Below are 563 nucleotides of genomic sequence, written 5' to 3' on the forward strand. Positions count from 1 at the left end.
GTATGAAGCTGAACCTCGGTGTCCGTGAAGGACGCGCCGGGGAATGCAAGAGCATTGCCGTTCGACTTTCCGAGATTGATGTAGATGTACTCGGCCTTGAACGTCCAGCGCGGATCGAATGCCCATTCAAGACCGCCACCCGCGGAGAAACCCACCTGGACCTCCGACGAGGACGCGCTTCGCGTCAGGGCCGGGAAGAAGCCGTTGAAATTGGCAATGTTCGGCGTGGCGAGATTGGAGGTGAAGATGCTGTTCTTGACGTGGCCCCAGGCGAAGCCACCGGTACCGTAGATCAGCACATTGTTCGCCGCGTATCCGAGACGTCCGCGGATCGTGCCGAAGACGTCGATTTCCTGCTTGAGATTGAATACGCCGGTGAAGGCGCCATTGTCGCCGCCGATCGTTCCGGTGACGCTGAAGGGGCGGCTCGCCGTTTCCCTGATGGCAGCGCCGCTGACATCCGCTTCCAGACCATACACGAACGTGCCGGACTGCCAGTTATAGCCGATTTGGCCGCCGCCGAATCCGCCCTTGGGGCTCACATCCAGGGTGAACGGCCCAGT

The 563-nt window shown here is 60.7% G+C and carries 1 protein-coding gene; it reads right to left on the bottom strand.

Annotated features, from left to right (window positions below; genetic code table 11):
* On the bottom strand, nucleotides 1-563 hold a 563-nt coding region (locus I6F36_RS38630; protein WP_225173257.1), incomplete at both ends, for an outer membrane protein.

Source organism: Bradyrhizobium sp. BRP19, from assembly GCF_020194195.1.
Classification (GTDB): Bacteria; Pseudomonadota; Alphaproteobacteria; order Rhizobiales; family Xanthobacteraceae; genus Bradyrhizobium; species Bradyrhizobium yuanmingense.